Source organism: Streptomyces sp. AM8-1-1 (assembly GCF_032229325.1).
GTDB classification, from domain to species: Bacteria; Actinomycetota; Actinomycetes; order Streptomycetales; family Streptomycetaceae; genus Streptomyces; species Streptomyces achmelvichensis.
In genome coordinates, this window is sequence record NZ_CP135086.1 from 5,244,891 (window position 1) to 5,268,743 (window position 23,853).

The 23,853-nt window shown below is 71.1% G+C and carries 21 protein-coding genes and 1 tRNA gene; 8 read left to right on the plus strand and 14 right to left on the minus strand.

Translation table 11 applies throughout. The features are described from left to right. Positions 1-903 precede the first annotated feature (903 nt). Positions 904-2,298 (minus strand): tetratricopeptide repeat protein, encoded by a 1,395-nt coding sequence (locus RPQ07_RS23655; RefSeq protein WP_313946179.1) that lies wholly within the window; start codon positions 2,296-2,298, stop codon positions 904-906. 240 nt (positions 2,299-2,538) lie between these two features. On the opposite strand from RPQ07_RS23655, the gene RPQ07_RS23660 reads away from it, so the two are divergent. Next, positions 2,539-2,994: a hypothetical protein gene (locus RPQ07_RS23660; protein WP_313949000.1), complete on the plus strand. Its 456-nt coding sequence runs from the start codon at positions 2,539-2,541 to the stop codon at positions 2,992-2,994. Positions 2,995-3,113: 119 nt separating this feature from the next. Continuing rightward, positions 3,114-3,989, plus strand: coding sequence for a fused MFS/spermidine synthase (locus tag RPQ07_RS23665; protein WP_313946180.1), 876 nt, complete (start codon positions 3,114-3,116; stop codon positions 3,987-3,989). Between the two features lie 120 nt (positions 3,990-4,109). Here RPQ07_RS23665 and RPQ07_RS23670 read toward each other — a convergent pair whose 3' ends face one another. After that, a complete protein-coding gene (locus RPQ07_RS23670) occupies positions 4,110-4,652 on the minus strand; it encodes a hypothetical protein (protein WP_313946181.1) in 543 nt (180 codons plus the stop codon). A gap of 121 nt (positions 4,653-4,773) precedes the next feature. On the opposite strand from RPQ07_RS23670, the gene RPQ07_RS23675 reads away from it, so the two are divergent. The 3 genes from RPQ07_RS23675 to RPQ07_RS23685 all read left to right on the plus strand — a co-directional run bounded on the left by RPQ07_RS23675 (position 4,774) and on the right by RPQ07_RS23685 (position 8,506). After that, positions 4,774-5,475, plus strand: coding sequence for a response regulator transcription factor (locus tag RPQ07_RS23675; RefSeq protein WP_313946182.1), 702 nt, complete (start codon positions 4,774-4,776; stop codon positions 5,473-5,475). Next, positions 5,472-6,896 (plus strand): HAMP domain-containing sensor histidine kinase, encoded by a 1,425-nt coding sequence (locus RPQ07_RS23680; RefSeq protein WP_313946183.1) that lies wholly within the window; start codon positions 5,472-5,474, stop codon positions 6,894-6,896. The genes RPQ07_RS23675 and RPQ07_RS23680 overlap by 4 nt, the downstream gene beginning before the upstream one ends. Before the next feature lie 131 nt (positions 6,897-7,027). After that, the gene (locus RPQ07_RS23685) at positions 7,028-8,506 is read left to right on the plus strand and encodes a cellulose binding domain-containing protein (RefSeq protein WP_313946184.1); all 1,479 of its coding nucleotides are present in this window, start codon (positions 7,028-7,030) and stop codon (positions 8,504-8,506) included. A 78-nt stretch (positions 8,507-8,584) separates the two neighbouring features. Here RPQ07_RS23685 and RPQ07_RS23690 read toward each other — a convergent pair whose 3' ends face one another. The 5 genes from RPQ07_RS23690 to RPQ07_RS23710 all read right to left on the minus strand — a co-directional run bounded on the left by RPQ07_RS23690 (position 8,585) and on the right by RPQ07_RS23710 (position 14,772). After that, complete coding sequence (locus tag RPQ07_RS23690) at positions 8,585-9,994, minus strand: S41 family peptidase (protein WP_313946185.1); 1,410 nt, start codon at positions 9,992-9,994, stop codon at positions 8,585-8,587. A 112-nt stretch (positions 9,995-10,106) separates the two neighbouring features. Continuing rightward, positions 10,107-11,516: a GH1 family beta-glucosidase gene (locus tag RPQ07_RS23695; protein ID WP_313946186.1), complete on the minus strand. Its 1,410-nt coding sequence runs from the start codon at positions 11,514-11,516 to the stop codon at positions 10,107-10,109. A 70-nt stretch (positions 11,517-11,586) separates the two neighbouring features. After that, a complete protein-coding gene (locus tag RPQ07_RS23700) occupies positions 11,587-12,441 on the minus strand; it encodes a carbohydrate ABC transporter permease (protein ID WP_313946187.1) in 855 nt (284 codons plus the stop codon). A 10-nt stretch (positions 12,442-12,451) separates the two neighbouring features. Then, positions 12,452-13,456 carry a sugar ABC transporter permease gene (locus RPQ07_RS23705; protein ID WP_313946188.1) on the minus strand — a complete coding sequence of 335 codons (1,005 nt, stop codon included), beginning with the start codon at positions 13,454-13,456 and terminating at the stop codon, positions 12,452-12,454. A 5-nt stretch (positions 13,457-13,461) separates the two neighbouring features. Further along, positions 13,462-14,772, minus strand: coding sequence for an ABC transporter substrate-binding protein (locus RPQ07_RS23710; protein WP_313946189.1), 1,311 nt, complete (start codon positions 14,770-14,772; stop codon positions 13,462-13,464). 238 nt (positions 14,773-15,010) lie between these two features. Here RPQ07_RS23710 and RPQ07_RS23715 point away from each other — a divergent pair, with 238 nt between their 5' ends. After that, entirely contained in the window at positions 15,011-16,048 is a 1,038-nt protein-coding gene (locus RPQ07_RS23715; protein WP_313946190.1) for a LacI family DNA-binding transcriptional regulator, read from the plus strand. 87 nt (positions 16,049-16,135) lie between these two features. Here the strand turns inward: RPQ07_RS23715 and RPQ07_RS23720 are convergent. The 4 genes from RPQ07_RS23720 to RPQ07_RS23735 form a co-directional block, all read right to left on the minus strand. Further along, positions 16,136-16,208, minus strand: a tRNA-His gene (locus tag RPQ07_RS23720). Between the two features lie 111 nt (positions 16,209-16,319). Further along, entirely contained in the window at positions 16,320-16,922 is a 603-nt protein-coding gene (gene orn, locus RPQ07_RS23725; RefSeq protein ID WP_313946191.1) for an oligoribonuclease, read from the minus strand. 10 nt (positions 16,923-16,932) lie between these two features. Next, a complete protein-coding gene (locus tag RPQ07_RS23730) occupies positions 16,933-18,141 on the minus strand; it encodes a GlxA family transcriptional regulator (RefSeq protein WP_313946192.1) in 1,209 nt (402 codons plus the stop codon). A 386-nt stretch (positions 18,142-18,527) separates the two neighbouring features. After that, positions 18,528-18,911, minus strand: coding sequence for a hypothetical protein (locus RPQ07_RS23735; protein ID WP_413777849.1), 384 nt, complete (start codon positions 18,909-18,911; stop codon positions 18,528-18,530). Positions 18,912-19,255: 344 nt separating this feature from the next. Between RPQ07_RS23735 and RPQ07_RS23740 the strand changes: the two genes are divergently transcribed. Then, positions 19,256-19,777, plus strand: a complete 522-nt coding sequence (locus tag RPQ07_RS23740; protein WP_313949001.1) for a universal stress protein — start codon at positions 19,256-19,258, stop codon at positions 19,775-19,777. A gap of 159 nt (positions 19,778-19,936) precedes the next feature. Next, positions 19,937-20,521, plus strand: a complete 585-nt coding sequence (locus tag RPQ07_RS23745; protein WP_313946194.1) for an acetate uptake transporter — start codon at positions 19,937-19,939, stop codon at positions 20,519-20,521. 119 nt (positions 20,522-20,640) lie between these two features. Here the strand turns inward: RPQ07_RS23745 and glmS are convergent, their stop codons facing one another. The 3 genes from glmS to RPQ07_RS23760 form a co-directional block, all read right to left on the minus strand. Next, complete coding sequence (glmS, locus tag RPQ07_RS23750; protein ID WP_313946195.1) at positions 20,641-22,458, minus strand: glutamine--fructose-6-phosphate transaminase (isomerizing); 1,818 nt, start codon at positions 22,456-22,458, stop codon at positions 20,641-20,643. Between the two features lie 38 nt (positions 22,459-22,496). Further along, positions 22,497-22,784, minus strand: a complete 288-nt coding sequence (locus tag RPQ07_RS23755) for a hypothetical protein (RefSeq protein WP_313946196.1) — start codon at positions 22,782-22,784, stop codon at positions 22,497-22,499. A gap of 66 nt (positions 22,785-22,850) precedes the next feature. Next, positions 22,851-23,720 (minus strand): DUF4429 domain-containing protein, encoded by an 870-nt coding sequence (locus RPQ07_RS23760; RefSeq protein WP_313949002.1) that lies wholly within the window; start codon positions 23,718-23,720, stop codon positions 22,851-22,853. Between the last annotated feature and the right edge of the window lie 133 nt (positions 23,721-23,853).

A 23,853-nucleotide genomic window follows, 5' to 3' on the forward strand; every position in this document is an offset into this window, starting at 1 on the left:
CGCGCCGCCGGGGCTTGCGCGCCTGTCCGGTGGGACTGGGAAGGGCCATGCGGGCTGCGCCCACGGCCCTTGCTCGCGGCAGCTTCGCGCCGCAGTGTCCGGTGCGGTTGGAGAGGGTTTGTGGGGCTGGACCGCTTGGCTGCGGCAGCTTCGCGCCGCACGTGTGGGTGGGGTTCAGGCGGGGAAGTTTCGCGCCGCATCCCACCGCGGCCGCCCGAACGGGCTGGAGTTCGCTTCCGCCCGCGCTGCCACCGGTCGCGTCCTCGACCCGCCGAGAGGGGGCGTGCAGGGTCGTCCCCGCAGGGGATCGGCGGCAAGACCTGGGTGACCAACGCAAGGGACCTGTAGGCCGCCGACCCCGAGGAGTCGAGCCCGGAGGGCCCCCGGACCCGACGCCGGACAAGAACCCGGGCCGAATGCACCTGTTCGGTGCGGGTGAAGGGGGATTCAGCGGGGCTGCGCCCCACGCCCCCTGGCTGCGGCAGCTTCGCGCGGCATCCCATCGCGCTGCCCCGAACCGGCTCTGGTTCGCATGCGCCCGCACTGCCACCGGCCTCGTCGTCGACCCCCGGCAGGGGGCGTGCAGGGTCGTCCCCGCAGGGGATCGGCGGCAAGACCTGGGTGACCAACGCAAGGGACCTGTAGGCCGCCGACCCCGAGGAGTCGAGCCCGGAGGGCCCCCGGACCCGACGCCGGACAAGGACCCGAAGCTCAAGCAGCTGCCCCAGGCCCAAGCGCCCGACGCCGGACAAGGACCCGAGGCTCAAGCAGCTGCCCCAGGCCCAAGCGCCCGACGCCGGACAAGGACCCGAGGCTCAAGCAGCTGCCCCAGGCCCAAGCGCCCGACGCCGGACAGGAACCCGCGCCCCGAGCGCCTGGCCCCGCCCCAAGGACCCGCACCCCCTACACCCGCACCTCCTCGTACCGCCGCAAGAACGCCCCCACCCCCCTTACCCCCCGATGCCCCCTCAACGTCCTCGCCGTCGAGGACAGCAGTGCCTGGATGCGCGCCGACTGGACCCCGTCCAGCAGATCCAGCGCCTCCTCCGCCGCCGAGGCCGATTCGTCCGGGGCGCCTCCGTGGGCCAGGTCCGTCGCCAGTTCCGCGTGGTACAGCGCGAGGTTGCGGGTGAAGCGCCGGTCCTGGAGCGTCGCCGCACGCCGTGCGTGGCGGATCGCGCGCGGCCAGTCGCCCAGCGTCGCCCAGCACTGCGCCTGGAGAGACTCCAGCTCCGGTTCGCCGAAGAACGACATCCACTCCGGGTCCGCCGCCCCCGCCCCCCGGTCGAAGTACGTGTGCCCCCGCGCCAGTGACTGTTCGCAGCCCGCACGGTCCCCCAGCCCCGCCCAGCCCCCCGCTTCCCGCAGTGCGAGCAGCGCCAGCAGCCGCGGGGACGACAGGTGCCCGGCCGCGCGCAGGCCGGCCTGCGCGGAGCGGACGGCTTCACGGGGCCGGCCCGTATCCCTCGCCAGGAACGACGTGTTGCAGAACGCGTGCGCCTCCAGCGCCGCGTCCCCGGCCACCCGCGCCGTCGCCAGCGCCTCCGCGTAGTGCGACCGCGCGTCGTCGAACCGGCCCGAGTCGTGCGCCAGCCACCCCACGGAGATGGCCAGTTCACCGGCGCCGGAGTGGAGCCGGTCCGTGGTCGAGCGCCGGGCGGCGATCCCCGCGTCGAGCAACGCGTAGGCCGCCCGCAGCGGCTGCGCGGCACGCCGGTACAGGCCGTCCGCGCCGTGCCGGTCGTCGAGCAGCCGGATCCGCCGTACCGCCTCCTCGACGGCCTTCACCTCCGGCTCGCCGACCCTGCGGCGGCCCTGCGAGGGCACGGCCATGGAGCTCAGCCCCAGGGACGCGGCCGCCGCCGTGGCGGTGCCGCTCGTCATGAATGCGCGACGCAGCACGTCGCTCTCCTCGTCGCTGTCGGTGTCGGTGTGAGTCGTGGCGGCGAAGCCGAACGCCCTTGTGTCCAGAGCCTGTTCGTGAGCCCGTTCGTGAGCCTGTTCGCGCGGCCGGCACCGGGCCCCGCCCCGCACCTGCTCCCGTGCCGTGAACCCCAGGTCCCCCAGAGCGAGACCGGGAAACATATGGAGGAAGACCCGCTCGTACGCGTAGTTGGGGCAGCGGATCTCGCCCGCCTCCACGCGCCCGATGTAGCGGGCGTCGCAGGAGACCTGCTCGCCGATCTCCCGCGCCGCCTTGCGTACGGCCGCGGCGAACTCCCCCGGCGATCGCTGCCCGCGCAACCGCCGGAAGGCGAGGTTGGGAACTGCCCGTGCTGCCTGTGACGACGACGCCATGGCCGAGCCCTCTCTTGGTGCAGCCGTGTTCCGGCGGAGCAAGAACGTACCTGCTGTGACGACCCGCACACGCAGGGTTTGCCTACAAAAGGGATAACTCACCCGCGATCTGCCATGAAGTGCCACCCTTTGCGGCGGCGTGCCGCCGTAGCCCTTGACGCGTACGGGCGTTGAACTCCATGGAGGCTCGGTATGTGCTTCCACTCGAGCGAGGAGGCGATCCCCTTGTTGGAGGTCGGCATGGAGACCAGCGCCAACGGCGGCGTCCGGGCGCCTGCGACATCGGCGACGACGGCTCGGCACCTGCCCAGCCAGGACTGCAGCGCACCACCGGGCGGCGACGGCCCGGACGGCGGCTGTGACCTGGTGACGGTCCCGGCGCGCCAGGGGCTGGAAGCGGTCGACATCCTGCGCCGCACCGCCGCCCCGGCCGTCGGGCCGGTGCTCCACGACGGTGAGTGCGACACCCTGGGCTTTCTGGTTCCGCCGGGCACGGCCGACGGCTGGGACATGCCGGGCAGCGCGTGCACGCAGACCGCCGGCCGGGGGCTGCGGATCCCCGCCGAACCGCCGGTGCGCGGGAGTGGCTGGCTGTTGCCGCCGGGCGGCGCGGACGAGGTCACGGACCCGGAGGTGCTGCGCGAGGCGCTGGGCGAGGCGGCCCGGCTGATCGAAGCGGCGGACAGCCGCCGGTAGCGGCCCCCGCGGCCGGCCGGCCGCACCGGCACCGCACCGGCACCGCAACCGAACGCATCCCATCGCGGCCGCCACCGCACCGCAGGCGCCGCCCTCCCGCCGGGCCCGATAATGGAGGGATGGCGAAGAGCAGGCGGAACAAGGGCGGTGGCGGTGTCGGCGGCCCCGAGCCCGTCGTCGCGCAGGTCGACGGCGGACTCGCGGAGCTGATACCGGACCGCGAGCGTCCGCGTGCCTGGGCGCTGCTCATCGACGGTGCGCCCCAGTCGCATGTCGACCTCGACGATCCGGCGCACCTGTCCTTCGAGTACCAGCGCCGCCTCGGCCATGTCGTCGATCTCGTGGCGCCCCCGGGCCGGCCCCTTCAGGTCGTCCACCTCGGCGGCGGGGCCTTCACGCTCGCCCGCTATGTCGCGGCGACCCGCCCCCGGTCGACCCAGCAGGTGGTGGAGCTCGACGGACCCCTGGTCCAACTGGTGCGCTCACATCTGCCGTTGGACCCGGGCGCCCGTATACGCGTACGGTCCGGCGACGCCCGCGCGGGGCTCGCCAAGGTGCCGGACGGCTGGGCGGATCTCGTCATCGCGGATGTGTTCGGCGGTGCCCGTACCCCCGCGCATCTGACCAGTACGGAGTTCCTCGCCGATGTCCGCCGTGTCCTGCGGCCCGGCGGGCACTACGCCGCGAACCTCGCCGACGGTCCGCCCCTCGCGCATCTGCGCGCCCAAGTGGCCACCGCGGCGGGCCTGTTCCCCGAGCTGGCGCTCGCCGCCGACCCCACCGTCTTCCGCGGCCGCCGGTTCGGCAACGCCGTGCTGCTGGCCTCGGACGTGCCGCTGCCCGTCGCCGAGTTCACCCGGCGCGTCGCGAGCGACCCGCATCCCGGCCGGGTCGAGCACGGCAAGGCGCTCATGGACTTCACGGGGGGCGCGGCCGCGGTCACCGACGCGAGCGCGAAGCCCTCACCGGCGCCTCCGCCCGCCGTCTTCCGCTGACGCGGTGACCGCGCTGACCGCGGGGCGCGCACGGCAGACCCGCTCGCCACGGCGTCCAACGCACTCACGGCATCCAACGCACTCACGGCATCCAACGCATCGCGCACCCGCGCACCGCGCTCAACGCTTGTCGAACTGCACCATCGGCGGATGGCCGTTCCAGGTGCAGAACACCGACGACTCCCGCCCGTCCTTGGTGAACGTGACCCGGATCCATTCCGGTTGCTTCCACACCTGCATCTGCCAGCCCGCGTCGGGCGTCGCCGACGCCAGCTCCGCGTACGTGTCGCGGATGTCGAACACGACCCGGCCGCCGTCGACCGTGTAGCCCTTCACGCTGCCCGCCGGGGCGGACTGCTGCGGCGGCGAAGCGGACGAGGGCGCTTCGGACTTGTCGGACTTTCCCGTCGACGGTGTGGTCGACGGGCTCCGCTTCCGCTCCTTCGACGGGCTCGGGCTCGACGGCGGTGCGGGCGGCTCCTGTGTCGACGAGGCCTGCGGTTTCGAGCCCTGCGTGGTCGCCGTGTCCGCACTGATCGGCAGCGCGCGCGGCCGGTCGTAAGCGGTCCCGGACATCACCGTGTGGACGCCCCACCACGACAGCGTGACCGCCGCCCCGGTGGACAGCGACCACGCCATGGCATGTACAAGTCCTCTACGCATCGTTGCCCATACTGCACCACGCGCCCCACCCGTGTCCCGGAGAGGACCGAGCCGTTCCGGATCGTGAGCGACCTGCTCCGGATGGCGACCGCGGTACTCCGTATGGCGTACGGTGCCGCCCATGGCAAGTGTGCTCGTGGTCGAGGACGACCAGTTCGTGCGCTCCGCCCTCATCCGGCACTTGACCGAGGCCTCCCACACCGTACGGAGCGTCGGCACGGCCCTGGAGGCGCTGCGTGAGGTGGCCCATTTCCGGTTCGACGTGGTCATTCTCGACCTCGGTCTGCCGGACCTGGACGGGGCCGAGGCGCTGAAGATGCTGCGGGGCATCACGGATGTACCGGTGATCATCGCGACCGCGCGGGACGACGAGACCGAGATCGTCCGGCTGCTCAACGACGGTGCCGACGACTACCTCATCAAGCCCTTCTCGGTGGAGCACCTGTCCGCGCGCATGGCCGCCGTCCTGCGCCGCTCGCGCGTCGCCGCCGGCGACGTACCGCCCTCGCGCGTCATCCAGGTCGGCGGTCTGTCCATCGACCCGCTGCGCCGCCAGGCCGAGCTGGACGGCACGGCACTGGACCTGACCCGCCGGGAGTTCGACCTGCTGGCCTTTCTGGCCGGCCGCCCCGGAGTCGTCGTCCCGCGCAAGGAACTCCTCGCCGAGGTCTGGCAGCAGAGCTACGGCGACGACCAGACGATCGACGTCCATCTGAGCTGGCTGCGGCGCAAGCTCGGTGAGACCGCGGCACGGCCCCGCTATCTGCACACGCTGCGGGGAGTCGGAGTGAAGCTGGAACCGCCGAACGGACACATGAGATGAGATGGGCACTCGTCAAGGTTTCGCTGGCCGTCACGGCGATGGTCGTGGTGGCCTTCGCCGTACCGCTCGGGCTCGTCATCAAGGAGATGGCCAGCGACCGCGCCTTCTCCAACGCCGAGCGCCAGGCCGCCGCCATCGGCCCCACCCTCTCCATCACCGCCGAGCGTGACCCGCTGGAGCGGGCCGTGATGTCGACCCAGGCCGGAGCGGCGGGCCGGATGGCCGTGCACGTCCCGGCCTCCGGTGAACCCGGCAGCGTGCCCGTCGACATCGGCATCCGCCGGGCCGCGACGGCCGACCTCGCCACCACCCAGCGCCTCGGCCGCGCCTCCGTCACCGAAGTGCGCGGCGGCTCCGCCCTGTTGCAGCCCACCGCCATCGGCACCGGCCAGATCGCGGTCGTCGAGGTGTTCGTGCCCGAGGGCGAGGTCTCCAACGGCGTCGGCACCGCCTGGCTGGTCCTCGGTGGCGTCGGCATCGCCCTGATCATCGGTTCGGTCGCGGTCGCCGACCGCCTCGGCAGCCGGATGGTGACGCCCGCGCAGCGGCTCGCGGGCGCGGCCCACGACCTCGGCGAGGGCAGGCTGGGGGCGAGGGTCCCCGAGGAGGGGCCGACCGAACTGCGGTCGGCCGCGATCGCGTTCAACGCCATGGCCGACCAGGTCGTCCAGCTTCTCGCCAACGAGCGGGAGCTCGCGGCCGACCTCTCGCACCGGCTGCGCACCCCGCTGACCGTGCTGCGCCTCAACGCTGCCTCGCTGGGCGAGGGCCCGGCGGCCGAGCAGACCAGGACCGCCGTCGAGCAGCTGGAGCGGGAGGTCGACACGATCATCCGCACCGCGCGCGAGGCCAAGCCGCAGACCGTCGCCAACGGCCCGGGAGCCGGCTGCGACGCCTCCGAAGTCGTCCGCGAACGCATGGACTTCTGGTCCGCGCTGGCGGAGGACGAGGGCCGCAAGGTGCGGGTCGCGGGCGTCGACCGTCCCGTACGCATCCCGGTCGCCCGTCCCGAACTGGCCGCTGCCCTCGACGCGTTGCTCGGCAACGTCTTCCGTCACACCCCCGAGGGCACGGCCTTCTCGGTCGACGTGCACAACGGCGACGACGCCGTGATCGTGCTCGTCTCCGACGCCGGGGCGGGCATCACCGACCCGGAGGCCGCGATGGCCCGGGGCAACAGCGGTGGCAGGGACGGCTCGACGGGCCTCGGCCTCGACATCGTGCGCAGGGTCGCCGAGTCGACGGGCGGGGACGTACGGATAGGCAGTTCGGTGCTCGGCGGCACGGAGGTACGGCTGTGGCTCGGCCTCGGCCCCCGCCAGGGCGCGCAGGGCGAGCGCCGCCGGGGTCACCGCGGCACCGAACGGCGGCGCGGACGCCTTTCCCGCTCGCACTCCCGGGTCGGCGGCCCCGACCATTAACCGGCTCCGATGCCTTCCTTAACGGCGTCATAAGAAGGTCGAACCCCGCCCTGAACCGGTCATTTGTCCGTTCCGGTCTCGCTAGCGTGCTGCCACACCCCCCACTTCCGTAAGACAGAGGCAGGCACGCAATGGGCAGTAGTACGCACCGGCGCACGGCGAGCGGCAAGACCAAGGCGATCGGCGCGCTCGTCGCCGCCGCGGTGGCCGGCGGCGCCGCGTTCGCCCTGACGGGGACGGCCCAGGCCGCCGCCGTCGGCGCCGCGTACACCAAGACGAGCTCCTGGACGGGCGGTTACACCGGTCAGTACGTCGTCACCAACGCCACCGAGAAGGCCCAGTCGGGCTGGACGCTCGAATTCGACCTCCCGGCCGGGACCACGATCAGCTCCCTGTGGAACGGGGAGCACACGGTCGAGGGGCAGCACGTCACCGTGAAGCCCACGAGCTGGAACAAGGAGCTCGCGCCCGGCGCGTCGGTGACCGTCGGCTTCGTCACCTCCGCGAGCGGTACATCCACGGCCGCCGACCCCACGTCCTGTCTCATCAACGACGCCACGTGTTCCCTCGACACCGGCGCCACCCCGCAGCCCACCGGCCGGCCCACCGAGCAGCCGAAGCCCACCCCCACGGCCACGCCCACCAAGCCGGCGACCCCCACCACGACGGCCACGCCCACCCCGACGCCGAGTGAGACCCCGGGCAACGGCACCAAGGCGGCCGCGGGCTACGCCCCGTACATCGACACCTCGCTCTTCCCGTCGTACGACATGCTCGACACGGTCACCAAGACGGGCGTCAAGGAGTTCAACCTCGCCTTCATCACCTCCGGCGGCAGCTGCGCCCCGCTGTGGGGCGGCGTCACCGGGCTCGGCGACAACGCTGTCGCCAACCAGATAGGCGCCCTGCGCGCCAAGGGCGGCGACGTCCGCGTCTCCTTCGGCGGCGCCGCGGGCTCCGAACTGGGCCTGAACTGCTCCTCGGCCGACGAGCTCGCGAAGGCGTACGGCAAGGTCATCGACACCTACGAGCTGACCAAGGTCGACTTCGACATCGAAGGCGCCGCGCTGCCGGACACAGCGGCCAACACCCGCCGCTCGCAGGCGATCGCGCAGCTCCAGAAGGCCCACCCCGGTCTGGATGTCTCCTTCACGCTGCCGGTGATGCCCACCGGGCTGACCCAGCCGGGCGTGGACCTGGTCGCCGACGCCAAGAAGAACGGGGTGAAGGTCTCCGCGGTCAACATCATGGCGATGGACTACGGGCCGGCCTTCAGCGACGACATGGGTGACTACGCGATCCAGGCGGCCACCGCCACCCAGGCGCAGATCAAGGGTGTCCTCGGGCTCTCCGACGCCGCTGCCTGGAAGGCCGTCGCCGTCACCCCGATGATCGGCGTCAACGACGTCGTGACCGAGATCTTCACGGTCGAGGACGCGACGCAGCTGGTGGAGTTCGCCACGTCCAAGGACATGGGCTGGCTGTCGATGTGGTCCTCGACCCGTGACAAGCAGTGCCCCGGCGGCGAGAAGCCGGCCGCCGACGCGACCTGCAGCTCGATCCTCCAGCAGCCGCTGGCCTTCACCAAGGCGTTCGCCGCCTACCAGTAGCCGCTCCGCCCCCACCCGCGTCCCGGCCGGACTTCCCCCCACCCGGCCGGGACGCGCTTTTCCCCAGGGGCCGGAGGGTCAGTCCCGGCGGCCGAGAACGGCGACGGCCCGGTCGAACGCGGAGTCGCGTCCCTTCGCGAACTCCTCGTCGGTGAAGACCGGTTCGGTCAGATGCGGCGGGATGCCGGCGCCGTCGAAGGTCTGCCCGGTGCGGGTCAGGAACTCCTCGTTGGGCAGCAGGACGGTCATACCGTTCGGGAGCGTGCGCGGCAGTGCGTCGGAGAACACGCCCTGGGTGTGCTGCCCGATCCGGACCGTCGTGCCCGGGCGGCCCATCAGCGCCTGGGTGAACGTCTCGCCGGCGCTGATCGTCGACCCACCGGTCAGTACCGCGACCGGGCCCGTGTAGCGGGGCGCGTCTGCCGGCCGGACGTACAGCGGCTGGGGACGGGTGAACCGCGCCGGGTCGGCGGGGTCGTTGCGGGCCCGCTTGGCGTAGGCGTAGTAGGGCCGGTCGGTCAGCCTCCCGGCGAGCTGGAGCCCGAGGGCGTCGGAGCCGCCGCCGTTGATCCGCAGATCGATGACCAGCCCGCGCAGCCGTGCCGTGTGCGCGGGAGTGAGAACGGCATCGAGCGTCTCGTCCAGAGCGGCGCTGTTGGCGGCGAAGTCGTTCGTCCCGCTGTAGCCGCCGAAGCCCGAGATCCGCAAGTACCCGCGATTTCCGGGAAGTTCCGCGTAGCCGATCCTGCCGCCGGCGAACATACGCAGCTTCGCGCCCCCGAGATCGTGCTCCTCGACATGCGAGATGACCTTGGCGTCCAGATCCTCGTCGGGCATGACCGTGCCCGGACGGACACTGCCCCAGCGGGTGTCACCCTCGGCCAGACCGACATGGGCGTCATGCAGCGGGGTGAGCATCTCGCGGAAGAGGGCGAAGAGTTCGGAGTCCGTCGTCCCCGCGTGGACCCGGGGACGGTAGCGCTCGCGTACGGCGTCCCAGTCGATCCCCTTGGCGGCGAAGAAGGGGTAGTTCTCCTCGAAGCTCTGCCACAGGACGTCGAAGGTGGCGACGGGTCCGGTCGGTGGCGCCGTCCGGCAGGCGGCGGTCAGAGCATCGATGCGCCGCAACCCGCGGTCGCCGGGCGAGCCGTCGATGTGCATCCATGCCCGCCCCGGCCGCTCCTGGGGCCGCACGGTGAACACATCGCCGCCCGGGGTCAGATACCGGGTGGTGCCGTGCCCACTGCCGGTCCGCGCCGCCGAGGTGCCCTTGATGCAGCTGACGGAGGTGACCTGGTACTCCTGGAGCCGGCCGCCGTCCAGGGAGAGGACGGCGCCGTACCCGTCGACCTGCCAGATCCCGCTCGGTGTCCCGCCCGGCGATGCCTCGGCCTGTGTGAGGGGCAGGGCCGTGCCCGCGGTGACAGCCAGCAACGCGGCTGCCACCACGGTCCCGCGCCGTGCTCCCGAACCGATTCCGAACCGCATGTCGTGCCTTCCCCGTGGGCCGTTGATCTCTTCGGCCCATCCTCGGCCGGACAGCCCGGCCGGGGACATGGCGCCCACAGGTCACTCGGGGGTGGGGACAACCCCCGGACGGTCAGGCCGGGGACGCACCCGGCAGCGCACCCGTCCGTGCCACCTCCGCGTACCAGCGCGCGCTCGACTTGGGCGTACGGACCTGGGTCTCGTAGTCCACGTACACCGCCCCGAAGCGCTTGCTGTACCCGTAGGACCACTCGAAGTTGTCCAGCAGGGACCAGAGGAAGTAGCCGCGCACATCGGCTCCGTCGGCGATCGCCCGGTGGACCGCCGCGAGATGGCCGTGCAGATAGGCGATGCGCTCCGGGTCGTGGACCGTGCCGTCGGCGGCCGGCTTGTCGTCGCAGGCGGCCCCGTTCTCGGTGATCATCAGCGGCACGCCCGACGCCTTGTGCGTATAGGTCATCAGCAGGTCGTACAGTCCCGTCGGGTCGATCGACCAGCCCATCTCGGTGCGTTCGCCGGGTGGTTGGTGGAAGGTGACCGCGTCGGCGCCCGGCCAGGGGGAGTGCTCGCTCGCTCCGTGGCCGTCGTTGCGCTCGGCGGTGCCACCGTCGGCGGCCGACACCAGCGCCGGCGCGTAGTAGTTCAGCCCCAGCCAGTCCAGCGGCTGCCGGATCGCCGTCGTGTCGCCGTCGTGGACGAAGGACCAGTCGGTGAGCCGTGCCGTGTCCGTGAAGAGGTCCTCCGGATAGGAGCCCCGGAGCAGCGGATCGGCGAACACCCGGTTCGCCAGCGCGTCGATACGGCGCGCCGCGTCCAGGTCCCCGGGGCTCTGGCTCAGCGGCCGGACGACGCTCGGATTGAGGCTGATGGAGAGCTGCGCGTCGGCGGGCAGGGAGGCGCGCAGCGCCTGGACGGCGAGGCCGTGGCCCAGATTGAGATGGTGCGCGGCCCGCAGGGCTGCCACCGGGTCGGTGCGGCCGGGGGCGTGCACACCGGAGCCGTAGCCCAGAAAGGCGCTGCACCAGGGCTCGTTGAGGGTGGTCCACAGGTCCACCCGGTCGCCGAGCGCGCCGGCCACGATCCCGGCGTACTCGGCGAACCGGTACGCCGTCTCCCGGTCGGGCCAGCCGCCCGCCGACTCCAGCTCCTGGGGAAGGTCCCAGTGGTAGAGCGTGAGCACCGGCCGGATGCCGTGGTCGAGCAGATCGTCGACCAGGCCCCGGTAGAAGTCGAGGCCCTGCTGGACGGCGGGGCCGCGGCCGGTGGGCTGCACACGCGGCCAGGACACCGAGAAGCGGTAGGCGCCCACCCCCAGGTCCGCCATCAGCCGCACGTCCGCGGCGCGGCGGTGGAAGTGGTCGGTGGCGATGTCGCCGGTGTCCCCGTTCTCGGTCCGGCCCGGGGTGTGACTGAAGGTGTCCCAGATCGACGCCGTACGGCCGCCCTCACGTACGGCGCCCTCGATCTGGTACGCGGCGGTCGCGGTGCCCCACAGGAATCCGGGCGGAAAGCTGACGGACATGGATGAGCTCCCAACATGGATGTAGGAACGAGAGGACGGCAGAGGGGAGCGACGGGGCCCGGCCCCGGCTTCAGCCCTTGACGGCGCCCTGCATGATGCCGCCGACGATGTGCTTGCCGAACACGACGAAGGCGATGAGCAGCGGCAGCGTGCCCAGCAGCGCGCCCGCCATGATCACCGACTGGTCGGGGATGTAGCCGCGGCCGAGCCCGGTCAGCGCGACCTGCACGGTCGGACTGCCGTTCTGGGTCAGCGCGATGATCGGCCAGAAGAAGTCGTTCCAGGCCATCACGAAGGTCAGCATCCCCAGCACCGCCATGGCCGGCCGCGCCGCGGGGAAGACGATGTGCCACACCACGCGCCAGCTGTTCGCGCCGTCCACCCGGGCCGCCTCGATCAGCTCGGTGGGCAGCGCCCCGACGAGGTACTGGCGCATGAAGAACACCCCGAAGGCGCTCACCAGCGTGGGCAGGATGACGGACTGCAGCTGGTCGGTCCAGGACAGTTCGGCGATGAGCATGTACAGCGGTACGACGCTGAGCTGCGGCGGCACCATCATCGTGCCGATCACCAGCAGCAGCAGGAGGTTCTTGAACCGGAACCGCAGCTTGGCGAAGGCGAAGCCGGCGAGGGTGGAGAAGAGGACCGTCCCCGCGGCGATCGAGCCCGCGACGATGGTGGTGTTGAGCAGGGCCGCACCCATGTTGGCGTCGGTCCAGGCGATCTCCAGGTTCTTGAAGAGATTGCCGCCGAACCAGAAGGGCGGGGGAGTCTGCGCGAGACGGGAGTTGTTCCTGGAGGCCGCCACCGCCGTCCACACCAGCGGGAACAGCGAGCCGATGGTGAAGAGGATCAGGACGGCATGGGTGATCCGGCCGCCGTGGAACTGGCGTCCGGCACGCTTGGCGCTCAGCGGATTCGTCATGGCCGTCCCCCTACGCACTCTTGCTCAGACGCCGGGCGAGCAGCCAGTTCACCGCGCCGATCACCAACAGGATCAGGAACATCGCCCAGGCGATCGCCGAGGCACGGCCCAGATGCAGATTCACCCAGCCCTGCTCGTACAGATACAGGCCGAGGGTCTGGAACTGGTGGTCGGCGCCGCCGGTGGCGCCCGCACCGCCGTTGAACAGCAGCGGCTCGCCGAACAGCTGTGTCGCGCCGATCGTCGAGACCACACAGGTGAACAGGATCGTCGGCCGCAGCGAGGGGACCGTGACATGCAGGAACTGCTGCCAGCGCGAGGCCCCGTCCAGTGCCGCCGACTCGTACAGGTCGTTCGGGATGGCCTGCATCGCGGCCAGATAGATCAGCGCGTTGTACCCGGTCCAGCGCCAGATCACGATGGTGGACACGGCGAGCTGCGAGGTCCACCGGCCGTTCTGCCAGTCGATGTGGTCGAAACCCACCATGCCCAGCGCCCAGTTGATCATTCCGTAGTCGCGCCCGAAGAGCAGCACGAAGACGAGGGTGGCCGCGGCGACCGAGGTCGCGTACGGCGTCAGCGCCGCCACCCGGAAGAACATCGAGCCGCGCAGCCGGTAGTTGAGCAGATGCGCGATGCCGAGCGCGATCAGCAGCTGCGGCACCGTGGAGATCAGCCCGATCGTGACGGTGTTCTGGAGCGCGTTCCAGAAGAACTCGTCCTCCAGCAGCCGCGAGAAGTTCCGCAGCCCCACCCATTCCATGTCGGTGGGCGCCGTCAGCTCCACCCGGTGCAGCGAGGCCCAGCCGGTGTAGAGGAGCGGGAAGAGCCCGAAGGCCAGGAAGAACAGGAAGAACGGCGCGACGAAGGCGTACGGGCTCCACCGCACGTCCTGCCGGTAGCGGCGGCTGCGTCTGGCCCGCCGTCGCTCGTCGTGCCCCGCCTTTTCGGGCGGGCGCAGAGCCGCGCCCTCCTCCCCCAGGGAGGGCGCGGCGGCCGGTGCGTCACTTGCCATACCGGTCACTGGTCCAGCGCGTTGTCGATCGCCTTGACGGCCGCGTCCCATCCCGCTTGCGAGGAACGGCCCTTCTGGTCGACCTGGAGCATTCCGATGTCGGCCAGGTTCTGCGCGATGATCAGGTCCTTCGGCCCCAGGATCTGGACCGGCACACCCTCGGCGGCCTTGGAGAAGATCTGCCCGATGGGCGCGTTGCCGAAGTAGGCGTGCTTGGCGCCCGCGACCTCCGGCAGGGAGTACGCCGCCTGGGCGCTCGGGAAGCTGCCGCGCTTGGCGAACAGCTTCGCCTGCTGGGCCGGTGCGGTCAGCCAGGCCGCGAGCTTGGCGGCCTCCTCGGTGTTCTTGCCGGCCGAGGGGACGGTGAGGAAGGAGCCGCCCCAGTTGCTGGGCTTGGGCGCCGCTGCCACGTCCCACTTGTCCTTGCCCGCGGCTCCCGCCTTGTCCTGGATGTAGCCGAGCATCCAGGCCGGGCAGGACACGGTCGCGAAGGTGCCGTTGGCGTAGCCCTGGTCCCAGGCGGGGGTGAACTGCTGGAGTTTGCCGGTCAGTCCCGCGGAGGCGAACTCCGCCGCGATGTCCCAGGCCTCCTTCACGGCCGGGTTCGTCTTGTAGACGATCTTGCCGTCCTTGTCGTAGAAGCGGTTCTCGTTGCTGCCGGTGATCGCCGCCATCACCCCGGAGGCGGAGTCGACGAAGGACGTGCCCTTGGGTGCCTTGGCCTTGAACTGCTTGCCCGCGGCGAGGTACTTGTTCCAGTCGCCCGCCCACAGCTTGCCGACCGCCTCACGGTCGCTGGGCAGTCCGGCCTTGGCGAAGAGGTCCTTGCGGTAGCAGATGCCCTGCGGGCCTATGTCGGTACCGAGGGCGATCGTCTTGCCGTCCTTGGTCGCCTGCTCCCACTTCCAGGGCAGGAAGGCGTCCTTCTGCACGCCCGCCGCCTTGCCCAGGTCGACCAGCTTGCCGGACTGCGTCGCGGTGATCTCGGCGATGTTGTTGACCTCGACCGCCTGGATGTCGGCCAGTCCGCTGCCGCTGCCGAGGTGGGTGAGGAGCTGCGGGTAGTAGTTCTCGTTCCGCTCGATCGATGTCTGCTTGATCACGATGTTCTTGTTGAGCTTCATGTACTCGTCGTAGAGCCCGGCCTCCTTGAGACCGAAGGCCCCGAAGACCCCGACCGTCAGAGTCGTCCTGCCCTTGCCCCCGCCGCCGTCGTCGGACGAGCTGCCGGCGGGATCGTCGCTGTCCTCGGCACAGCCGGCCAACAGACCGGCCCCGAGCGCGGCGACGACCGCGAGGATGACTGCCCTGCGCATTGCGTCCTCCTTGTGCCCTGACGCGCCGACCCGCCGGTCAACCAGCCTGCGAAGCAGTCCCGTTGATGCCGAGCGGCCCGGGCGGGGAAGGTGCGGGTTGTGTATGAGTCCGGTACGGTGGGAGCGCTCCCATGCGTGATGTGTTGAAGGGTCGCGGCTCCCTGAGGGGGTGTCAAGACACCCGACCCGTTATGTTTTCGGACCAGGCAGCCCTGGGGAGGCGGACATGGTGTCTCGGATGATCCGTACGCGGAACGGCGGGCGGGGCACCGGCCGGCCCACGCTCGAAGAGGTCGCGGCTCGCGCCGGAGTGGGACGGGGCACGGTCTCCCGGGTGATCAACGGTTCGCCCCGGGTCAGCGAGACCACCCGGGCCGCCGTCGAGGCCGCCGTCGCCGAATTGGGCTATGTGCCCAACCGTGCGGCCCGCGCCCTGGCCGCCAATCGCACCGACTCCATCGCCCTGGTCGTCCCGGAGCCCGAGGCCCGCTTCTTCGCCGAGCCGTACTTCTCCGACATGGTGCGCGGGGTGGGGGCGGCGCTCGCCGAGACCGAGATGCAGCTCCTGCTGACGCTCGCCGCCGGTGACCGCGAGCGCCGCCGGCTCGCGCAGTATCTGGCCGCCCACCGGGTCGACGGCGTCCTGCTCGTCTCCGTGCACGCCGACGACCCGATCCCCGACATGCTGGAGCAGCTCTCCATGCCGGCCGTGATCAGCGGCCGCCGGTCGGCCGACGAGACGCTGGTCGCGGTGGACTCCGACAACTTCGGGGGCGCCCGCACCGCCGTGACCCATCTGGCCGGCCGTGGCCGCCGCCGGATCGCGACGATCACCGGGCGACTGGACGTGTACGGAGCCCAGTGCCGCCAGGCGGGCTACCGCGCGGCGCTGGAGGCGGCCGGTCTGGCACCGGACCCGGCGCTGACGGCGCCGGCCGACTTCACCGAGGAGGGCGGCCGCCGCGCCATGGCGGAGCTGCTGCGGCGCTGCCCCGACCTGGACGCGGTCTTCGCGGCCTCCGACGTGATGGCGGCGGGTGCCCGTCAGGTGCTGCGGGAAGCCGGCCGCCGGGTTCCGGACGACGTGGCGCTGGTGGGCTTCGACGACTCGGCCGTGGCCCGCCACATGGACCCGCCGCTGACCAGCGTGCGCCAGCCGATCGAGGAGATGGGCCGCACGATGGCCGAGCTGCTGCTCCAGGAGATCACCGGCCGGACGGGCCGGTGTCCGCAGGTCGTGCTCCCCACGGAGCTGATCGTGCGCGACTCGTCGTAGGCGCGGTCCGGGCGCCGCCGGGGCCCGGCGGCGGACGCCGGAAACGATCAAGGCCCCGGTCCGAGGACCGGGGCCTTGATCGAGAAGGGTGAGTAACGGGACTCGAACCCGCGACATCCTGGACCACAACCAGGTGCTCTACCATCTGAGCTATACCCACCACGACCGGTCTTTCCGACCGGCCGAGAAAAAGTGTACAGGGTCCGGCAGGGTGCTCGCGCCCGGGTTGTTGCGCCGTGTGAGGGCGCTCACCCGGGGCTCGCCATCCCTTCTACTCCGCAGGCAGGACGTACTTCGCGGCGATCGTCTTCGCCGTGTCGGAGTCCGGTCCGGGCTGCGGCACGAAGACCGCCTCCCGGTAGTAGCGCAGCTCCGCGATGGATTCGCGGATGTCGGCCAGTGCCCGGTGGTTGCCGTTCTTCTCCGGACTGTTGAAGTACGCCCTCGGGTACCAGCGGCGCGCCAGCTCCTTGACCGAGGACACATCGACGATCCGGTAGTGCAGGTACTGCTCCACCGTCGGCATGTCGCGCAGCAGGAAGCCGCGGTCCGTGCCGACCGAGTTGCCGCACAGAGGGGCCTTGCCGGGCTCCTTCACATGCCCCCGGACGTACGCCAGGACCTGCTCCTCGGCGTCTGCGAGCGTGGTGCCGCCCGCGAGCTCGTCGAGGAGACCCGAGGCGGTGTGCATCTGGCGCACCACCTCGGGCATCGTCTCCAGCGCAGCGTCCGGCGGGCGGATCACGATGTCCACCCCGTCGCCGAGCACGTTCAGTTCCGAGTCGGTGACCAGTGCGGCCACCTCGATGAGTGCGTCGTCCGTCAACGAGAGCCCGGTCATCTCGCAGTCGATCCACACCATGCGATCGTTCATGCGTCCTACCTTATGGCGCGCTCCGCTGGCCGGGCAGGCTCGGGCGGCCGTGGCCACCCGCGTACGCCTCCGACGGCGGCTTGCCCAGTTCCGGCGGCGCGGGCGAGGTGGCGCTGGGGCCGGAGTGCCCCGTCGCCGCTGCCGCACGCCTGGCCTGGGCAGGAACGACCGACTCCACCATCGACGGCGGTGGCGAGGGCTCGCTCTGCGGCCGGCGCACCCGGTAGGCGGCCCGGTACGCGGCCGGGGACGAACCCAGCTGCCGCCGGAAGTGGCCGCGCAGTGCGACGGGGGAGCGGAAGCCGCAGCGGCCCGCCACCTCGTCGACCGAGTAGTCGGACGTCTCCAGCAGCCGCTGCGCCTGGAGCACCCGCTGGGTGATCAGCCACTGCAGCGGCGCGCTGCCGGTCAGGGAACGGAATCGCCGGTCGAACGTGCGCCTGCTCATGTACGCCCGGGCCGCCAGTGTCTCCACGTCGAACTGCTCATGGAGATGCTCCAGCGCCCACGAGACGACCTCGGCCAGCGGGTCCGACCCGATTTCCTCAGGTAAAGACCTGTCCAGATAGCGTTCCTGCCCGCCGCTGCGCCGTGGTGGCACCACCAGCCGGCGGGCCAGTGCTCCGGCCGCCTCGGTGCCGTGGTCGGTGCGCACGATGTGGAGGCAGAGATCGATTCCGGCCGCCGTGCCCGCGGAGGTGAGCACATCGCCGTCGTCGACGAAGAGCTCGCGCGGATCCACATGGACGGACGGATACCGTTTCGCCAGCGTGGGCGCGTACATCCAGTGCGTGGTCGCCGGACGGCCGTCGAGCAGACCGGCCGCGGCCAGGACGAACGCACCGGTGCACAGTCCGACGATGCGGGCTCCCTCCTCATGCGCGCGCCGCAGCGCGTCGAGCGCTTCCGGCGGTGGCGGTGAGGTGATCGACCGCCAGGCCGGTACGACGACGGTTCCTGCTCTGCCGATGGCTTCCAAGCCGTACGGCGCGGTCAGTTCGAGCCCGCCGGTGGTCCGCAGCGGGCCTTCCTCGCCTGCGCAGACGAGCAGTCGATAGCGAGGAACTCCGGCGTCCTGACGGTCAATTCCGAACACCGAGAGCGGGATGGAACTCTCAAAGATGGGGCCGCCGCTGAACAGCAGTACCGCGACGACCTCCCGGCGCCGGCGCCCGGAGAGCTTTCGTGCTGCCTCCGGCGCGGCGGAGTCCTGACTCATGACGCTAAGCCCCCCTCGGTGTTCGCGTCTCCCCGTTCTTTTCGGGCCTTTCGCTCCTGCACGTTTCCCCTCGGTTTTGCACGAGTCCCGAGCCTTCGATACTCATGATCGAATCTACTGTGTCCCGTGGCGCCGACGTGACAAGTTCGGCATGCCCCGCTATGTCGACATGGCAACTTGGCGCGAAGCATTCGATCACGAAGCGTTCCACTCGACGGCCGCCCAGGGAAGTGCGCCTCACGCGCATGGCCCGTCCCCGTAGGGTGCAAGCGCCGCGAATGGTCCTTTCTTGCCTGGTGGCAAGGGGGTTGGCAGGCCATTTCCCCAAGGAGGGGCCACTGACGTGAAGTTGGCTGAAATCATACGGGTGTGAGCGTGCGAACGGGTCAGTCTTCGGTCGCACAACCTCCGCCGTGGCGAGCGCCCCGGTGCGCCCCCGCGGCCGGCCGCCCGCGCCGCGAGGGGGCCGGCGCCGGGCTCTCGGCGCGCGCCCGGGCCGCGTTGCGCTCGGAGTGCCGCAGAAGGATCCGGCAGGCCGCGGTGACGGCGGCGAGGCCGAGGGCGGCCGCGGCGGCCCCGCCGACGGACGTTCCGTAGACGACGAGGACGACGGGGACGAGAAAGCAGCTGAACGCGGCCCAGCGGACCACGTCGCTCGCCGACTCGGACGAGCGGTGCGGAGCGCGGGCGGACGGAGTGGACGGGCGTGCGGGCACGGAAGCTCCCTCGAGGCTGCGGGGTGACCGCGGTGCCAACGAGGAACGAACCATTCCGGTCACTGCGGCACCCGGTGCCCGGCGGCCGTCCGAGCGGCGGGTCCCGCCCCTGACCCGGTCCTCGGACTCCGGACCCGGTCCCCGGACCCCGGTGGCGGGCGCGGTTTCCGCACCCGGCCGCGCAGGCCCGCCCAGACGGCTGTAGACGCCAAGCGGCATTGCCATACGGGGCGGCCTCGGGCATGCTCCCTGGAACGCCCGATTGGGGCGGCAGGGCCTGGGCAGGAGAGGAGTGTCGCCGTACCCTTGGGGGTATGGGCCAGGGAAGATGATTCCCGGACACAGCTCCGTCGCCATGTCGTTCCCTCCCGATGAGGACCTTCTTCGCCGAGACACCGATGGCCGGTCACGAAATCCCCGAACCCGCGGACCGCAAGCAGGTAGCCGACCCCTCGTCGGATCTGCAAGCGGCGGAACAGTCACGCCATGCCTGCGATCCGGCCTTCCGGCACGGAGTCGTCGTCGGCTTCGACGGATCGACCTCCAGTGAGCGCGCGCTCGCCTATGCGATCGGCATGGCCAGACGTTCAGGATCCGGGCTGATCATCGTCCATGTGGCGAACCGGCTGCCGACCACCGTCTGGGCCGGCTGCGAGCCCCCGGTCTTCGTGGACGTCCCCGATCACCGCACCGAGGTCCTCGGCCTGGAGCTGGCCTGCGCCGACTATCTCACCGAGGTCCCGTGGATCCTCGTCGAGCGCGGCGGCGACATCTGTCATGAACTGGAGGAGGTCGGCCGGGAGTACTCGGCCGACGCCATCGTCGTCGGTTCCACCCACGGGATCGTCGGCCGCATCTTCGGTTCGGTGGCCGGGCGGCTCGCGCGGCGTGCGCAGCGCCCCGTCATCGTCATCCCGTAACGCCGGTCCCGCGCCTTCCTCTTGACCCTGACGCCAGGTCAATTCGCCCTGCCTGTACGGAAACTACCCGTGCGTAGAGGTGGATTGTGCGCTTGTGAAGGGTATCTCTCGATCGCTGGGTAGCAGCACAACTGCACATGGACACGAAGGGAGCCCGCCGTGGACAACGTCGTTCCCGCGGGAAGCACCGCCACCTCCTCGACCTCGACCTCGACTCTCGGTCATCTCGCCCTCGGACTGACCCTGTTGGCCTTCGGCGTCGGCCACACCGGCGTGATCGACAACGTGACGGCGGCCGACGCCTCGGCCGTCGCGACCTGGGTGGGCGGCGTCGCCCTCTTCATCGCCGGACTGCTGGAATTCCGCGCGGGCAGCGCCGGTACCGGCACGGCGTTCGCCGGTCTCGGTGCCTTCTGGTTCACCTGGGGCACCGGCGTCGGCACCGAGGTGTCGGCGGAGGCGGCGGGCCTGTTCCTGCTGCTGTGGGCGCTGCTGGCGCTGACCCTCACCGTCGCGTCCGCGGGCAGCGGACTCTTCGTCCAGGGCGTCTACGGACTGCTCACGGTCACGCTGCTGCTGCTCGGCATCGCGTCGTTCGCCGAGAACGGAGGGCTCGCCAAGGCGGGCGGCTGGGTCGGCGCGGTGGCGGGCCTCGCGGCCTGGTACGGCGCGACGGCAGCGCTCGCCAAGTGGCCGGCCTTCTCGGGACGCGCTGCCGGCCGGGGAGTGACGGCCACCGGCTGAGGCCGCGCAGGCCGGCGTCAGGGCAGCGCCGGCTGACGAAAGAGCGGTCCCCCGCGCAGTGACTGCGCGGGGGGACCGCCTGTGTCGGGGACCGGACGGAGCCGGTCCCGACCGCTCGACTACTCGACCGTGACGGACTTCGCCAGGTTGCGCGGCTTGTCGATGTCCCGGCCCATGGCAAGCGCCGTGTGGTACGCGAAGAGCTGGAGCGGGATGCCCATCAGGATCGGGTCCAGCTCGTTCTCGTTCTTCGGCACGATGATCGTGTGGTCGGCCTTCTCCTGCTCGCGGTGGGCCACGGCGAGGATCCTGCCGCTGCGGGCCTTGATCTCCTCCAGGGCCGCGCGGTTCTTCTCCAGCAGCTCGTCGTCGGGGACGATCGCGACCGTCGGCAGCGCGGGCTCGATGAGCGCCAGCGGGCCGTGCTTGAGCTCGGAGGCCGGGTAGGCCTCGGCGTGGATGTAGGAGATCTCCTTGAGCTTCAGCGAGGCCTCGAGCGCCACCGGGTAGCCGCGCACCCGGCCGATGAACATCATCGACTGGGCGCCCGCGTACTCCTCGGCGAGCTTCTTGATCTCCGCCTCGCCCTCCAGGATCTCGCTGATCTGCTCGGGCAGCTTGCGCAGGCCCTCGATGATCCGCTTGCCCTCGGAGACGGACAGGTCACGGATGCGGCCCAGGTGCAGGGCGAGCAGCCCGAAGGCGACCACGGTGTTGGTGAAGCACTTGGTGGAGACGACGCAGACCTCGGGGCCCGCGTGCACGTACACGCCGCCGTCGGCCTCGCGGGCGATCGCGGAGCCCACCACGTTGACCACGCCGAGGACGCGGGCGCCCTTGCGCTTGAGCTCCTGCACGGCCGCCAGCACGTCGTACGTCTCACCGGACTGGGAGACGGCGATGTAGAGGGTGTCGGGGTCCACGACCGGGTTGCGGTAGCGGAACTCGGAGGCCGGCTCGGCGTCCGCGGGAATCCGGGCCAGGCCCTCGATCAGCGAGGCGCCGATCATGCCGGCGTGGTACGAGGTGCCGCAGCCGAGGATCTTCACCCGGCGGATGCCGCGGGCCTCGCGGGCGTCCAGGTTCAGGCCGCCGAGGTGCACGGTGGAGAACTTCTCGTCGATGCGGCCGCGCAGGACACGGTCCACCGCGTCGGACTGCTCCGAGATCTCCTTGTGCATGTACGTGTCGTGGCCGCCCATGTCGTACGAGGCGGCCTCCCACTCGACGGTCTCGGGGGTGGCGGTGGTGCGCGTGCCCGAGGTCGTGTACGTGCGGAAGTCGTCGGCCTTGAGCGTGGCCATCTCGCCATCGTCGAGGGTGACGATCTGGCGGGTGTGGGAGATCAGCGCGGCGACGTCCGAGGCGACGAACATCTCCTTCTCGCCGATGCCGAGGACGACCGGGGAGCCGTTGCGGGCCACCACGATGCGGTCGTTGAAGTCGGCGTGCATGACGGCGATGCCGTACGTGCCCTCGACGACCTTGAGCGCCTCGCGGACCTTCTCCTCCAGCGTCTCGGCCTGGGAGCGGGCGATCAGGTGGGTGAGCACCTCGGTGTCGGTCTCGGAGGCGAAGACGACGCCGTCCGCCTCCAGCTTCGCGCGCAGCTCGGCGGCGTTGTCGACGATGCCGTTGTGGACGACCGCGACCTTGTTCTCGGGGTCCAGGTGCGGGTGCGAGTTGATGTCGCTGGGGGCGCCGTGGGTCGCCCAGCGGGTGTGGGCGATGCCGGTGGTGCCGGCGAAGCGCTTGGGGACGCGGGCCTCCAGGTCGCGGACCCGGCCCTTGGCCTTGACCATCTTCAGACCGGTCGCCTTGGGGCTCGTGATCACGATGCCCGCGGAGTCGTAACCCCGGTACTCCAGCCGCTGCAGGCCTTCCAGCAGCAGCGGTGCCACATCACGCTTGCCGATGTATCCGACAATTCCGCACATAGACTTCTTGCCCCTCCATAGATCCGTGTGCCCGGCGGTCAGCCATAGACGATGCGGCGCAGCTGGCGGAGCGAGAGCTCCGGCGGCGCCACGGCGCGGTGCGGCAGCTCGGCCGCGATCCGCTCGAAGATCTCCGTGTTCGCCATGCCACCCGACTGCAGCTCACGGTGGCGGCGGCGGACGAACTCCTCCGTCTTCTCGTCGAAGTACGCCAGCACGTCGAGGATCACCCGGGCCGCCTCACCGCGCTGGAGCGCGGTGCTGCGCACCAGGTGGTCGATGAGGTCGTCGTGGGACAGACGGCCGGGCTGGCGAGGTTCGAGCACCCGTAGATATTGGGGGGTCGCTCCCCGTTATTGCAAGAATCCTGCCCGATTCCGGGCAGGGGCCCGTTACAGACGCTTCAGAACGGCCTGTTTGGCGGTCGTGAACTCGTCATCGGTCAGTATTCCGGCCTGATGCAGATCGGCCAGCTCGCGCAGTCGTCTCAGCAGCGCGTCGTGATCGTCGCCGCCGGGAGCGGGGACGGCCCCCACGAGCGCCGGACGGGCGGGAGCGGGGGCGTAGGGGTGCGGCAGACGGGCCACCACGGCCGCGGCCACCAGGGCCATCAGCGGATCCTTGCGGAAGCCCCACAGCTCGACGGCGTGCGGGTCGTACTTCGGCGGGGCCTTGGTCGGCGCCTTCGCCACGGAGAAGCGCAGGTAGCCGTTCTCCAGTCCGGCGGACGGCAGCCACTCCACCGACTCGATGTCGTCCAGCGGGATGGTCCGGGCGCCGCCGGAGGACTTCGACTCCTCCGTCTTCCAGTTCCACGCGAGGCGGACCGCCTCGCCGTCGAAGGTGGCGGTGCCGTCGCCCGCTCCGACGGTGATCGGCAGCGCGGGGCCGGCCAGCAGATAGCGCTGCACCGGTCCGTTGGCGACCTGGTCCAGGAGCAGGGCGTTACGCACCTCGTCCACGAAGTACTCGGCGACGCCCCCGCGGTCGCTCTCCACGGTCAGCCGGTAGGGGTCGGAGCCGTCGTCCAGCTTGCCGCCGGTGATCTGGAGCAGCGGGTCCGCCCCGTCCCGCAGCCTCAGCCGCAGCCGGCCGGACTTCTTGCCCGGTTCGAAGGAGATCCCGGCGAGCGCCTCCAGCGGTACGGCGATCTCCCCGAGGGTCTTGCGCAGCAGGCTCACGCTCTTGTCGGAGCCGGGCACGATCCGCACCGTGTCCCCGTCGAAGGTCCAGGTGCCGTCCTTCTGGATGATTTCCGCCATGCTCATATGCGGATTGTTCCATCCGGCCGGGGCGGTGCGGGGTGGAGTCACCGCCTTGATGGGTAGTAAGTGGTCTACACCTCGGTGCAGTTGAGGTGCGGCACCACAGTTGCGACGCCCGGAGAAGGGATCC

Excerpts from the sequence above, each read along its gene's own strand:
- RPQ07_RS23655 (WP_313946179.1), bottom strand. The coding sequence starts at position 2,298 with ATGGCGTCGTCGTCACAGGCAGCACGGGCAGTTCCCAACCTCGCCTTC.
- RPQ07_RS23660 (WP_313949000.1), top strand. The coding sequence starts at position 2,539 with ATGGAGACCAGCGCCAACGGCGGCGTCCGGGCGCCTGCGACATCGGCG.
- RPQ07_RS23665 (WP_313946180.1), top strand. The coding sequence starts at position 3,114 with ATGGCGAAGAGCAGGCGGAACAAGGGCGGTGGCGGTGTCGGCGGCCCC.
- RPQ07_RS23670 (WP_313946181.1), bottom strand. The coding sequence starts at position 4,652 with ATGCGTAGAGGACTTGTACATGCCATGGCGTGGTCGCTGTCCACCGGG.
- RPQ07_RS23675 (WP_313946182.1), top strand. The coding sequence starts at position 4,774 with ATGGCAAGTGTGCTCGTGGTCGAGGACGACCAGTTCGTGCGCTCCGCC.
- RPQ07_RS23680 (WP_313946183.1), top strand. The coding sequence starts at position 5,472 with ATGAGATGGGCACTCGTCAAGGTTTCGCTGGCCGTCACGGCGATGGTC.
- RPQ07_RS23685 (WP_313946184.1), top strand. The coding sequence starts at position 7,028 with ATGGGCAGTAGTACGCACCGGCGCACGGCGAGCGGCAAGACCAAGGCG.
- RPQ07_RS23690 (WP_313946185.1), bottom strand. The coding sequence starts at position 9,994 with ATGCGGTTCGGAATCGGTTCGGGAGCACGGCGCGGGACCGTGGTGGCA.
- RPQ07_RS23695 (WP_313946186.1), bottom strand. The coding sequence starts at position 11,516 with ATGTCCGTCAGCTTTCCGCCCGGATTCCTGTGGGGCACCGCGACCGCC.
- RPQ07_RS23700 (WP_313946187.1), bottom strand. The coding sequence starts at position 12,441 with ATGACGAATCCGCTGAGCGCCAAGCGTGCCGGACGCCAGTTCCACGGC.
- RPQ07_RS23705 (WP_313946188.1), bottom strand. The coding sequence starts at position 13,456 with ATGGCAAGTGACGCACCGGCCGCCGCGCCCTCCCTGGGGGAGGAGGGC.
- RPQ07_RS23710 (WP_313946189.1), bottom strand. The coding sequence starts at position 14,772 with ATGCGCAGGGCAGTCATCCTCGCGGTCGTCGCCGCGCTCGGGGCCGGT.
- RPQ07_RS23715 (WP_313946190.1), top strand. The coding sequence starts at position 15,011 with ATGATCCGTACGCGGAACGGCGGGCGGGGCACCGGCCGGCCCACGCTC.
- orn (WP_313946191.1), bottom strand. The coding sequence starts at position 16,922 with ATGAACGATCGCATGGTGTGGATCGACTGCGAGATGACCGGGCTCTCG.
- RPQ07_RS23730 (WP_313946192.1), bottom strand. The coding sequence starts at position 18,141 with ATGAGTCAGGACTCCGCCGCGCCGGAGGCAGCACGAAAGCTCTCCGGG.
- RPQ07_RS23735 (WP_413777849.1), bottom strand. The coding sequence starts at position 18,911 with ATGGTTCGTTCCTCGTTGGCACCGCGGTCACCCCGCAGCCTCGAGGGA.
- RPQ07_RS23740 (WP_313949001.1), top strand. The coding sequence starts at position 19,256 with ATGGCCGGTCACGAAATCCCCGAACCCGCGGACCGCAAGCAGGTAGCC.
- glmS (WP_313946195.1), bottom strand. The coding sequence starts at position 22,458 with ATGTGCGGAATTGTCGGATACATCGGCAAGCGTGATGTGGCACCGCTG.
- RPQ07_RS23760 (WP_313949002.1), bottom strand. The coding sequence starts at position 23,720 with ATGGCGGAAATCATCCAGAAGGACGGCACCTGGACCTTCGACGGGGAC.